The organism is Paraburkholderia sp. Cpub6, from assembly GCF_014201065.1.
GTDB classification, from domain to species: Bacteria; Pseudomonadota; Gammaproteobacteria; order Burkholderiales; family Burkholderiaceae; genus Paraburkholderia; species Paraburkholderia tuberum.
Window position 1 is genome coordinate 194,864 of record NZ_JACHDM010000003.1, and the last position, 12,269, is coordinate 207,132.

Annotated in this window: 9 protein-coding genes; all 9 read left to right on the top strand. The window is 59.2% G+C overall.

What is annotated here, in order from left to right:
• Positions 1–93 precede the first annotated feature (93 nt).
• The 9 genes from HDG33_RS07765 (at position 94) to HDG33_RS07805 (ending at position 12,164) form a co-directional block, all read left to right on the top strand.
• Entirely contained in the window at positions 94–1,530 is a 1,437-nt protein-coding gene (locus HDG33_RS07765) for a basic amino acid/polyamine antiporter (protein ID WP_184024255.1), read from the top strand.
• 69 nt (positions 1,531–1,599) lie between these two features.
• Positions 1,600–3,027, top strand: coding sequence for a basic amino acid/polyamine antiporter (locus tag HDG33_RS07770; RefSeq protein WP_184023626.1), 1,428 nt, complete (start codon positions 1,600–1,602; stop codon positions 3,025–3,027).
• 924 nt (positions 3,028–3,951) lie between these two features.
• Positions 3,952–4,602, top strand: coding sequence for a response regulator transcription factor (locus HDG33_RS07775; RefSeq protein WP_184023628.1), 651 nt, complete (start codon positions 3,952–3,954; stop codon positions 4,600–4,602).
• A gap of 254 nt (positions 4,603–4,856) precedes the next feature.
• Entirely contained in the window at positions 4,857–5,405 is a 549-nt protein-coding gene (locus tag HDG33_RS07780) for a fimbrial protein (RefSeq protein WP_184023634.1), read from the top strand.
• A gap of 99 nt (positions 5,406–5,504) precedes the next feature.
• Complete coding sequence (locus HDG33_RS07785) at positions 5,505–6,269, top strand: fimbria/pilus periplasmic chaperone (RefSeq protein WP_260330353.1); 765 nt, start codon at positions 5,505–5,507, stop codon at positions 6,267–6,269.
• Positions 6,270–6,281: 12 nt separating this feature from the next.
• Entirely contained in the window at positions 6,282–9,119 is a 2,838-nt protein-coding gene (locus tag HDG33_RS07790) for a fimbria/pilus outer membrane usher protein (RefSeq protein WP_184024260.1), read from the top strand.
• A 73-nt stretch (positions 9,120–9,192) separates the two neighbouring features.
• Entirely contained in the window at positions 9,193–9,753 is a 561-nt protein-coding gene (locus HDG33_RS07795) for a fimbrial protein (protein ID WP_260330355.1), read from the top strand.
• A gap of 51 nt (positions 9,754–9,804) precedes the next feature.
• The gene (locus HDG33_RS07800) at positions 9,805–10,488 is read left to right on the top strand and encodes a DotU family type IV/VI secretion system protein (RefSeq protein ID WP_260330356.1); all 684 of its coding nucleotides are present in this window, start codon (positions 9,805–9,807) and stop codon (positions 10,486–10,488) included.
• Positions 10,485–12,164, top strand: a complete 1,680-nt coding sequence (locus HDG33_RS07805; protein WP_184023638.1) for an OmpA family protein — start codon at positions 10,485–10,487, stop codon at positions 12,162–12,164. The genes HDG33_RS07800 and HDG33_RS07805 overlap by 4 nt, the downstream gene beginning before the upstream one ends.
• Positions 12,165–12,269: the final 105 nt, after the last annotated feature.

Consider the following 12,269-nt stretch of genomic DNA (forward strand, 5'->3'; position numbering starts at 1 on the left):
TCGGGGAGGACTGACAGGAGATGCGCAATGCACGCGTACCTGCTCCGCGTAAGTCCCTGTCTGGAGGAAATCAGCTTCTCTGAAGGGTGGACGATGGCAACCCAGGTCGAGACGAAACTTTCGTTGCCCGCATTGACCGCGATGGTCGTCGGCTCAATGGTGGGCGCAGGGATTTTCTCGTTGCCGCGCAATTTCGCGCGCGCGACCGGACCGTTCGGCGCGGTCATTGCATGGTGCGTGGCGGGCATCGGCATGTATGCGCTGGCGCGCGTCTTTCAGGCGCTCGCGCAGCGACGGCCCGAGCTCGATGCGGGGGTGTTCGCATACGCGCGAGCGGGCTACGGCGATTATGCGGGCTTTCTATCCGCATTCGGCTACTGGATGGCTGGCTGCTTCGGCAACGTGTCGTACTGGGTGCTGATCAAATCGACGCTTGGCGCTTTCGTGCCGGCCTTCGGCAACGGCAATACGGCGACCGCGATCATCGTGTCGTCGGTGGGCATCTGGCTGTTTCATCTGGTGATGCTGCGCGGCGTCCAGCAGGCCACGATGATCAACACGATCGTCACGGTCGCGAAGTTGATTCCAATCGTGCTGTTCATCGTGATGCTGATCGCGTTGTTTCGCGCCGACATGTTTCGCGCGAATCTGTGGGAACGCAGCGATCAGATCGGCAAGGGCCTGTTCTCGCAGGTTCGCGCGACGATGCTCGTCACCGTCTTCGTGTTCGTCGGTATCGAAGGTGCGAGCGTGTACTCGCGCTATGCGAAAAAGCGCTCGGACGTCGGCGCCGCGACGATCACCGGCTTCGTCGCCGTGCTGTGTCTGCTGGTGCTGGTGACGCTGCTGCCTTACGCGACCTTGCCGCGCGCCGATATCGCGGTGATGCGCCAGCCGTCGATGGCCGCGGTACTCGGCGCGCTGCTCGGCCCATTCGGTGTCGTGTTCGTCAGCGCCGGTCTGATCATTTCGATCCTCGGCGCGTACCTCGCATGGTCGCTGATCTGTGCCGAGGTGCTGTTCGCCGCCGCGCGTCTCGAGACGATGCCGCGTATCTTCGCGCGACAAAACGAGCGCAAGCTGCCGGTCGCCGCGATCTGGCTCACGAGTACCGTGGTGCAGTGTTTCGTAATCAGCACGTACTGGTCGACCGATGCGTTTGCGCTGATGCTCAATCTCACGAGCTCGATGGCGCTGATTCCTTATTTTCTCGTGGCCGCATACGGCATCAAGGCCGCGCGTGACGATAGTGGACAGAATGGCAGCACCTTGAGCGGCGCGTTGCGCACCGAGTATTTCGTCGCGATGTTCGCGACGTTGTATACGGCCTTTCTGCTGTTCGCGGGCGGCCTGAAGTTCCTGATGCTATCGGCGCTGCTTTATGCGCCCGGTACGGTGCTGTATGTGGTGGCCAAACGCGAGCGCGCTCATCGGGTGTTTTCGAAAGTCGAGTGGGTCATCTTTGCCGTCGCGGCCTGCGGCGCGATTGGCGCGCTGATCGGCCTCGCGACCGGCACGATGGTCATCTGAGCGGTCGATCATCGTAGTCGCACGAGCGCGGCTCGATCGGAACGTGTTCGCGGGAGAGCGATCGCAGCAATGGACAAGCGCGTCAGACTTTCAGCGCCGGGCCTGATGGCGATGGTGATCGGCTCGATGGTCGGGGTGGGCGTCTTTTCGCTGCCGCAGGCGCTCGGCAAATATACCGGCGTAGTCGGTTCGTTGATCAGCTGGACCATCACCGGCTCCGGCATGCTGATACTCGCGCTGATCTTTCAACGGCTCGCATGGCGCAAGCCGGAACTCGACGCTGGCGTCTACACGTATGCGCGCGTGGGGTTTGGACGCTACACGGGATTTCTATCGGCGTTCGGCTACTGGTGCGCCAGCTGTCTCGGCAACGTGGCGTATCTGGTGCTGATCAAGTCCGCGCTCGCGATCGTCGCGCCTTCATTCGGCGCTGGCAATACGTTTAGCGCGATCGTCAGTTCCTCGCTGATGATCTGGGTGTTTCACTTTCTGATACTGCGCGGCGTGAAGGGCTCGTCGGTAGTGAATGCGTCGATGACGGCCGCCAAGTTGTTCGCGCTTGGACTGTTCGCGGTGCTCGTGCTATCGAGTGTCAAGTGGCAGTTGTTCGTCGCGAACCTGTGGACCGTTCCCGAGCCGTCGGCGACCGGTCTGTTCGGCGAGGTGCGCAAGACGATGTTGGGCACGGTATTCGTGTTTCTCGGCGTCGAAGGTGCGAGTGTCTATTCACGGCATGCACGCGAACGGCGCGACGTCGGGGTCGCGACCGTACTCGGCTTTCTCTGCGTGCTTGCGTTGATGGTCATGGTCACGTTGTTGTCGTATGGCGTGTTGCCGCTCGAGCAGTTGGGCACGCTGAAAAATCCGTCGATGGCTGGCGTGCTGAGCGCCGCGGTCGGCGCCTGGGGCGCGGTCGCGGTCAAGCTCGGCCTGTTGATATCGGTACTCGGTTCTTATCTTGCATGGACGTTGCTCGCCGCCGAAATTCTGCACGCGGCGGGCAAGAGCCGCACGATGCCCGCGTTTCTCGGGCGAGAAAACCGCAACCACGTACCGGTCGCCGCACTGTGGATGACGAGCCTCGTAATTCAGGCTTTTCTGATCGTGACGCTGTTTTCGAAAGAAGCGTTCACGCTGGCCAAGGAGTTCACGACGTCGATGACCCTGATCCCGTATCTGCTCGTCGCCGGCTATGGGTTGAAGCTCGCAACGAGCGGCGAAACGTATGCGGGGCAGCCGTGGTCACGGCGCATCGATTTCATGCTCGCGCTGCTGGGCTGCGGCTACGCGCTCTTTCTCGTGTACGCGGGCGGCCTGCATTATCTGTTGATGTCGACCGTGCTTTATACGGCGGCGACCGTGTGGTTTTACATCGCCGAGCGTCGCAAGGGGAAACGGCCTGTGTTTGCGCTGCTCGAACGCTGGCTGTTCATTGTAGTTTTGCTTACCGGGCTGGTCGCGTTCGTCGATCTCGTGCGCAATCATTTTGCGGCCTAAGGCTCCCGCTCCCGCTCGCGGCCGCGCGGCACACATGATCGCGGCCTCGCGAATGCAGCGGATGAAATAGTCGGCCGGGCGCGTGTGAATCGCGCCTTCGCGCTGCATCAGATGCAGTCTCGCCGTGCGCGACGTTTCAATGAAATCCAGTTTTTTCATCTTCAACGGAATTCAGTACGCGGGGCAGCAACTAGCGGTTTCGGTTCAAATGGGCCCGCGAGGGCGGACCTGCTGTCGCGCGGTCCGCTAGAAGAAGCACGGCGGTGACGCCGGCGGCGATGGGGCATTGCGACGGGCCGACCGGGCTGGATGTTGAAAGCACTTCTTGCACCTATGACGCATATAGGACTCTGCTGACTTTTTTCTTGTCAGTGCATCGTACAATCCGCCTCTGCGCAAGGCGAAGATGTTTTAATTCCTCGCCGACGAGTTGGGGGGCGTTGCGCTATCCCATCTTCATGATTGATCCATGCCAGGTTGTATGCCCAAAAATTGCTTTGTCTTTACCAAAGCACACCGGCTTTCTCACCTATTTTGCATCGTTTTAAAAAACAGTGGTTCGAAAACTTCTATTTGCGTGGTGCCAAAATGCTTTTGTGGAACGATCAAGACAATTTGATATGCGCTATTTGGACTGCACCGACTGGTGCGCTTAGATGATAGGCGTTCCCGACGCCGTTCGCTTCATTAGAAGCAGGAAGGTTGCGGCTCTCGATCTTGCTGCTGAGGTGTGCGGCTATGCCCACGCAAACGCAGCGTCCCGTGGCGACACACAGGATCAGGGAAGTCGACGAGTGGATGGGACGAGATGCCCTGCGCCTTTCTCATCATGTAACGGCGTGAAATGACATGGTACTTTGGTGACAAATCATGCAGGGTGTTTCGGCAAGGAAAAGGTATTTACCTGCGTGGTATGGAGTGTAAGTGAACAAAATAAGAGTGGGTATCGCCGACGATCATCCATTTATTCTCCTCGGCGTCGAGCATCTTCTTCAGCGTTGTCCTGACATCCAGGTCTGCTTCAAAAGCGAAAGTATTGGCCTGCTTCTCCAGCGGTTGGTTGAAGTGCCAGTCGATGTTCTTGTGTGCGACTACGAATTCGAAGGCGATCCGTATGCCGACGGTCTCAACCTTCTTGACCGGATCCGGCGTGTCGCCCCAGCCATACGAGTCGTTTTTCTGAGCACGCATTCTTCCACGCACATCATTTCAGCTGCGCTGAACGCGGGCGCGGCCGGCTTCGTCGGTAAGGGTCCCGAGGGCTTTGTCAGCCTTACCGCTGCCGTTCGCGTTGCCAAAAATAAAAGCGTGTTTCTGCCTGATTCCATTGCGGACAAGATGTTGCGCGCAACGGGGCGCGCAGCGCAAGGCGGATCTTCTCTCAATTTGCTATCTGAAAAAGAATCGACGGTCGTGCGAATGATCTGCGACGGGATGTCGATCGCAACAATTGCCGAGCGGCTCAATCGCAGTCCGAAGACCGTGAGCAATCAGAAGAACGCTGGCATGAAGAAGCTCGGTGCCAGAAACGACGTAGAACTCGTCACGATCGTGCGCGAGTGGTCCTGCTCGTAGCAATTGCCGCGATTCTCAGGCGGATTCTGTCGTTCTCGTGGCGCCTTCTCCCTATCGTAGGGTGGTCCTGTGACCTGTTCAGTTCGAGGAATCGACACGTCGTTTCTCGACTGACCTATTTGGTCTTTCATTTTGGGTATTGGCCCATTAACACCGATCTTCTTCAATGAGATCATTCCTCTGCCTTGACGATCGCTGGACGTCCCGGCTTTACAAGGGTTTGTAGTTCTGAAATGGCAACAAAGAGGAATCTCATGAAAAAACAAGTAACGCAACTCATGATCGCGCTGATGGGCCTGTCCGTCGCGCCGATGGTTTTCGCTCAAGCTGTACCGGGCACAGGTCAGGTAACGTTCAATGGAGAACTGTATGACGACACCTGTGTGATCAACTCGGGTGACGAGGACCAAACGGTCACGCTGCCTCGGGTGTCTTCGCAGACGCTGCCTGCGGCTGGCGTAGTCGGCGGGTCCACGCCTTTCAACATTTCGGTGTCGCAGTGCCCGGCAACGCTGAAACAGGTCGCGGCGCATTTCGAGACCACGAACATGGACCCGGTTACGCGTAATGCCATTAACCAGGCAACTACCTCGCCGGCCCAGTACGTCGAAGTGCAATTGCTTGACCACAATTTCACGAATGGCGCGGCGCAGGTGCTTCCGCTGGGCAGCACGGGCGAGTTCGTTGATGTTGGGACCGACGGTACGGCAACGATGTACTACGCCGGCCAGTACTATGCAACAGACAGAGCCACGGCCGGTAACGTGACGGCTGTTGTTCGCTACACGTTGGCATACCAGTAAGCGAATCTAAGCCGAATGGCATCGGGTTGCTCTTCTAGTTCGAAGGCAACCCGAAGTGGCATTCCGCTTACCTGTCGCGTGGAGGAGCGAGTGTCTTCAATGAAGTTTCCAATGTTGTTCGCCGCAGCTGTCGCCTTAAGTGTGACCTCGTTCGCTGCACAAGCTGCTATCACCATTACCGGTACCCGAGTTATTTATCCGGCGCAAAACCGTGAAGTCAATGTTCGTTTGAACAATGTTGACAGCCGTCCGGTCCTGGTCCAGGCGTGGCTGGACGACGGCGATGCGGCAGCTGCCCCGAATGAAATCAAGGTGCCGTTCACGTTACTGCCGGCGGTATTTCGGGTCGAGCCTCACAGAGGGCAGGCTTTGCGCATCATGTTCACAGGCGGCGACATGCCGAAGGACCGTGAGGCTGTCTATTGGCTGAACGTTCTCGAAATTCCGCCGAAGCCCAAGGACGCTGATGACCGAAACATGATTCAGCTCGCGTTCCGAACGCGTATCAAGATGTTCTACCGGCCGGTATCGTTGCTCGATGACCCAACGGCGGGGCGGGCCCAGCTGAAGTGGCATGTCGAGGCAAATGACAAAGGTCAGAGCATCGTTCGTCTGGACAACCCATCGCCCTACTACATTTCCGTCGGCACGGCAGAGGTAGAAACGGCAGGCAGGAAAGTCGCTCTTTTGCCCGATATGGCACCGCCGTTCGGGCACGTCGATCTCCGTCCACAAGATGGAAAGCTGGATATCAAAGCTCCTGCCACCGTTTCCTATACGGTTCTGAACGACTTCGGTACAGCGATCAAGGACTCGGCGGAAGTGACAGGTGCTCAAAGCGCGGAAGCGCAAAAGAATCAATAATTGAAATACGGGATGTCGGGCGTGCGGAATAGTAAGACGGCGGTTGAAAGAGTATTCAGTAATGTCCCTTTCCGGTTTCACCCACTGGCTTGGGCGGCAATCATAGCGTCGGGCTGGGTCTTTTGCTCAAATTCCGCGGTCGCCGCGTGCGCGCCGGACTCAGCGGCGACGCCATCCAGCGACTGCTCGGCGTCCGAGTTGCCGCAACAGGAAGCCGGTGTCGACGGAGAGGCTGCGCGTACGGATGCGTCATCTACCACGGCGACATCAAATGCGCCCGCTGCGGAAGTTCCGCAAGAAGTCGAGTTCAATCCAGCATTCTTTACGGGCAACGTCGCCGATTTGTCACGCTATACGCGAGGCAATCCTGTTGCTCCCGGTGTTTATCCGCTCGAACTGCTCGTCAATGGTAAGAAGCGTGGACGCTTCGATGTCCTGTTTCAGGCAGTGCCGGGCTCGGATATCGCAACGCCCTGTTTCACGATGCCTGGCCTCGACCGCGCTGGCGTAGATACCGAGCGCGTGGCCCAGCGGTTGAAGGAAGCAGGAAAGGGCGACTTCGACGATATGGACGCGTCAGTGCAATGCGTCCCGCTGGTTGAAGCCGTACCGGGATCGGTTGCATCGTTCAACACCGCCGATCTGCAACTCGATCTGTCGATTCCACAGATCGAATTGCGCAAGGAGGCTGCCGGTTACGTTGATCCGTCCCGTTGGGACAACGGGATCAACGCAGGCTTCGTGCAATACAGTCTCGCCGGCTATACGACTCACCAGAACAATGGTAGCGGAGACTTCAGCAGTGTCTACCTCGGTCTGCAAAGCGGATTCAACGTGAACGGCTGGCGTTTCCGCCAGTGGTCCACGGTAAGCTCGCAGAACCGGGGTTCCGGCACGCATTGGCAAAGTGTCGCGCTGTTTGCGCAACACGATGTGACGGCGCTTAAGAGCCAACTGACGATCGGCGACAGCTCGACGAGCGGTGACGTCTTCGACTCATTCAACGTGCGTGGCGTCCAGCTTTCGAGCGACGACCGCATGTTGCCGGATTCCATGCGCTCCTACGCGCCGGTTGTGCGTGGCGTGGCTGATACCAATGCACGCATCATCGTGCGTCAGAACAACATCATCGTGGCCGAGACCAGCGTGCCGCCGGGGCCGTTTGAACTGAACGACCTGCCGGCTACGGGTTATGGCGGCGACCTTCAGGTCACTATTACAGAATCCGACGGCCGTCAGCGGACTTTTCTGGTGCCGTTTGCGTCCGTCCCGCAGTTGCTGCGGCCTGGCGTTGCACGTTTCAATCTGACGACCGGTGTCTATCGCGATACCGTGCTGAATAACCATCCGTGGGTGGCGCAGGCGGTTTATCAGCGCGGCCTGACAAACCTGTTGACCGGCTACACCGGTGCACAGTTTGCGGAAGGTTACTGGGCTGGCCTGGTGGGTGTCGCGCTCAATACGCCGCTCGGCGCATTCGCGTTTGACGTAACGGCGGCGGGAACAAATATTCCCGGCGTGTCTGGTGGTCGTCCCGGCTACAGTACGCGGATCAGCTACAGCAAGCTCCTTCCAGGGCCCAACACGAATTTTTCGGTTGCGGCTTACCGATACTCGACCTCACGCTTCTATAGCCTGCATGACGCGATGTACGCGCGATATGGCTCCCGAGACACCACGGGTCAGTATGACTACCGCACGCGCAGCCGTCTGCAGCTGAATATCAACCAGCCAATCGGCGAATCGAGTTCTTTTTATATCGCCGGCAGTTCGCAGAACTACTGGGGCGCGTCGAAGGGCTACGATCTGCAGTATCAGGTTGGTTTCAACAGCGCGTACAAGCGGGTGTCCTACTCGCTATATGCGCAACGCACGCGCCTGCAAAACTCGAAGATCAGCACGCAGGTAGGTTTGAACCTGACGATTCCGCTCGGCAAGGTCGACTCGAACGAGCATCATATGTTCGACTATCTGACCACCAACGTTTCGCGCGGCTCGAACGGGGATAGCACAATTCAGGCCACTGCGTCGGGCAACACGAGCGGAGCCACGCCGATCACCTACGGTGTCAACGCGTCACGGATCGTCGCCGGCGACAACCGGACCGTTTCCGCGGGTGGTTACGCGATGTATCGCGCGCCGTTCGGTACTTACAACGTCAATGCATCGATCAGCAATCAGACCCGTCAAGCCGCGTTCAACGCCGACGGCGCGGTCGTCGTTCACAGTGGCGGCATGACGCTGAGCCCGCCGCTTGGGCAGGCGTTCGCGCTTGTCGAAGCGAAAGGCGCGGAAGGTGGCCGGATCGTCAATGGCCAGGGTGCGAGGATTGACGCTAACGGCTATGCGGTGGTGTCTTCGCTGATGCCATACCGGGTCAACACGGTCGCGCTGGATCCGAGCGACGTGTCGCTCGACGTTGAACTGGGCAACACGAGTGAGGAAGTCGTGCCGCGCGCGAGTTCGCTCGTCAAGGTGAAGATTGCGACCACGCAGGGCACGCCGATTTTCGCCGAGGTTTTGGATCGGGAAGGCAAAGCCATGCCGATGGGCACCGAGTTATTCGACGAGTCCGAGAAATCGGTGGGCATCGTCGGTCAGGGTGGCCTCTCGTACCTGCGTGGCCTCGAGCACGAAGGCAAGCTGCTGGTGCGCTGGGGCAATCGCGCAGCGGAGCAGTGCGTGATGCCCTACACGATGCCGGACGACGACAAGGCGGACAGCGGTCAGCGCGCGGGAATCGTGGCGCGCATCAAGCTGAGCTGTGATCCAGCGCTAATCTGGTCTCCGCCGGCAAAGTCCGTAGCGCGACGTTCAGCGGGCGCGGCGCTTGTCAGTTCGCTTCGCTGAAGTGCGAGGGTCGATACCCGGTCAGCGCCAGCGCTGCGGCTTAGATGATTCCGCCGACAGTAGAGGTCAGAAAATGAAAAATATTTGCAGATACTTTCGGATTGCCGGACTAGTTTCCGGATTGATCGCAGGTGCGCTGTTGGGATCGGTTTGCGTACATGCGCAAGGCTCGCCTTCGGTCACGCTCAATTTTAGTGGCACCTATAACGCGGAGACGTGTGCGCTGGTGAGTTCGCCCGACATGACGGTCACGTTGCCGACGCTTTCGACGCGATCGCTGCCGACGGCCGGAGTTATAGATGGCTCAAAGTTCTTTACCATCACGATTCAATGTCCAAGCGGTGTAACGGGGGCGCGCGTGTATTTCGAGAGCGGTTCGTCGACCGATCCCAACACCGGGAATCTGGACCTGCAGAATGCGAGCGGGGCGGCGTCGGCAACGAATGTACAGGTCATGCTGGCCAATGCGGACGGATCGCGGATCAAGGTCGGCGACCGGTCTACGATGAGAGTCGTTCCGATCACGTCCACGGATCCGACGCCGGTGGATTTCATTGCCAGCTACTACGCAACCGGTCGAGCCACGGCTGGCACCGTCAATACATTCGTCACCTATGTCGTCGAAATGCCTTGAGGTGCCGGCGCGAATACGTTTCTTATTATGTTTGACTCAACAGTCGCGCTCATGCGAGCGACTGCGTTGCATGCAGCACTGCTGTCCGACGGCGCGGAGCTGCCGGCTATTCCTTTTTGGCGCGCGCGTTGCAGTACGTTGGTCGAGACGCTACAGCAGCAAATGCTGGATCGAACTTTTCCGGCAACGGACATCCGGGAAGTCAGCCTCGCACAATGCGTTCTGCTAGATGAACTGACGTTGCATGCATTGCCGTCCAGGCAGCGCGAGGAATGGTTGCGTGACCCGCTGCAGATGCGTTTTCATGGCGTGCGTGATGGCGCCGCATGGGTATGGCACCGGATCGAGGCGGTGGTGGACGGCGGCGATCCGGACCCCGTCGGACTTGAGTTCTACTCCATGTTGCTGGGGCTGGGCTTCGACGGCGGACGAGAAAACGCCAACGCATATCTGGAGCGTGCGAAATCGGCGTTGAACGGGCATCTGCGTAATAAGGCGGCGTTCTCCATACCCGACGCACCGGATAACGCCATGCCACTGACCAATTCGCTTCGGCCGTCGGACGTGTCACGCATCTCACATTCACGCAGAACCGCCGGCGGGGTGATTGCTGGTGCGGTTGCCATCGCGTCACTATGGACGGCGATGGACCTTAGTCTGGACGTTGCGACACGCGGTCTACCTCAAACTTCGTCGCCGCAGAGTAGTCCTATGCAGACGGAGCGTTCGCAATGATCTCCGAAAACAGCTACCGGGCGGCGCTGATCTGGATCGCTGTCTCCGTAGTTGGACTGATATGGCTATGTTTGCCGCTTGCTCTCCAACCATCGTGGCCCGTTGTGCTCAGTCTTGTTCTGTTGACGGGGGTGGGCGCCGCCGCGTTGCCAGCTTACGGGCGACCGCATCCGACCCACGAGGATCAGGATTTTCAGCTAGGGAACGTGCGTCAGTTATCGATCGTTCTCGTCGTCGGGCCGCATGCCGGCGCGTTGTTTGCACGCGATGGCCAGACATCCACACTGCGACGTAACGGTGATGCGCTGTGGTTGCGTGTCCGGTCCCCGCAGCAGTTGTCCAGCGTGTTGGCCACGGTGATGGAGTCGCATCAACGTCCGCCGGATGCCGTGTTGATGCCCGTTGTTCCCGACGGTGAGTGCGACGATGCTGTGATTCGCCGCGAATTTTCCCGCTGGAAGCGTCAAATCGACGCTTGCATCGGTCCCCGGGCGTTCGTATTACCCTGCTATATCGCGATCTACGCGTACCTCGGCTCGAAGAGCGACCACGCAGTGGAACCGGTCTGGTTCGGCGATGCCATGACTATCTCGACGATGCAACCCGCGACCGCAACCGCGCGGCAACATGTGCAAGCGCTCAGGCAACAGCTGGATCAGGCTTGGCTCGCTGTCGCCCACCCGGAACGTGCGTCGCGTGCCGGTCTGGGGCATGCAGTGTTCGACTGGCTAGAAGATGAGGCGCTGCTATCGATACTTTCATCGCTCGCAAACACCGCGCCGTTCTCGCTGCGCGGCTTGCTGTTGGCCGACATAGGACACCCGCCGATGCGTCCAGGCGCATGGACGCGATGGCTCACCGGCAAGACCACGCTGCGGCCGCTGCTGATGAGGCCGAGGGCTCAACCGAAGCCGCTGTCTCTGCCTTTACTTACGACCATCGCGCGGAACGACAGATTCCGGGTTTCGAAGAGCGAGTGGGCCCGGTCGTATTCCGGAAGCTTGCACGCGTTGGCTGCGTCGGTGGTCGTCCTGATGGTGTCGATTGGTGTCTCCGCATGGTCGAACAGCAGGTTGGTCACGCGAGTCGCCGACGACCTCGAGGCTTACACGCATATACCCACAGCCCGCGCGGATGCGAAGCGTGAGCGATTCGAATCGTTGCGCAGACAATCCGCCGAGCTGGCTCGCTATGCGAGCAACGGTGTGCCGACCGGGCTCGGCTGGGGACTGTATCGGGGCAAGCAGTTGCAAGTCGCGCTTGAACGCGTGACCGCGAGATCGCATTCCCCCACGATCGCCGCGCATTCCCCGCCCCTTGCTGTGACGATCGACAGCCTCTTGTTATTCGACAGCGGCAAGACGACGCTCAAGTCAGGGGCGGAGCCAAGGCTCCACGCGGTTCTCGATCTGATTCGCGCGAATCCCGACAAGCGAATTCTCATCGCGGGTCATACTGACAACGTGGGTGCCAGCGTCGCGAATCAAAAGCTCTCCGAGGCACGCGCGCGAGCCATCCGCGATTGGTTCGTCAACACGGCTACGTTGCCCGTCACACGTTTTGCAATTCAGGGGTATGGCGATACCCGGCCGATCGCCGGCAACGAAACTAGTCAGGGGCGCGAGATGAATCGTCGTGTCGAAATCACCGTTGTTCCCGATTCAGGCACGCACTGAAAGTACTCGTCGCGGGTAGCCCTCTGGGAGCCTGCGTTCGCGCACGCCAACCCGGCCTCGCTTTTGCGAACGGGACAGACTTTTGGGCAACCGCCCATATCGCCG

What these genes read in the sequence shown, in the direction of transcription:
- HDG33_RS07765 (WP_184024255.1), top strand. Translation starts at nt 94, where the DNA reads ATGGCAACCCAGGTCGAGACGAAACTTTCGTTGCCCGCATTGACCGCG.
- HDG33_RS07770 (WP_184023626.1), top strand. Translation starts at nt 1,600, where the DNA reads ATGGACAAGCGCGTCAGACTTTCAGCGCCGGGCCTGATGGCGATGGTG.
- HDG33_RS07780 (WP_184023634.1), top strand. Translation starts at nt 4,857, where the DNA reads ATGAAAAAACAAGTAACGCAACTCATGATCGCGCTGATGGGCCTGTCC.
- HDG33_RS07785 (WP_260330353.1), top strand. Translation starts at nt 5,505, where the DNA reads ATGAAGTTTCCAATGTTGTTCGCCGCAGCTGTCGCCTTAAGTGTGACC.
- HDG33_RS07790 (WP_184024260.1), top strand. Translation starts at nt 6,282, where the DNA reads ATGTCGGGCGTGCGGAATAGTAAGACGGCGGTTGAAAGAGTATTCAGT.
- HDG33_RS07795 (WP_260330355.1), top strand. Translation starts at nt 9,193, where the DNA reads ATGAAAAATATTTGCAGATACTTTCGGATTGCCGGACTAGTTTCCGGA.
- HDG33_RS07800 (WP_260330356.1), top strand. Translation starts at nt 9,805, where the DNA reads ATGCGAGCGACTGCGTTGCATGCAGCACTGCTGTCCGACGGCGCGGAG.
- HDG33_RS07805 (WP_184023638.1), top strand. Translation starts at nt 10,485, where the DNA reads ATGATCTCCGAAAACAGCTACCGGGCGGCGCTGATCTGGATCGCTGTC.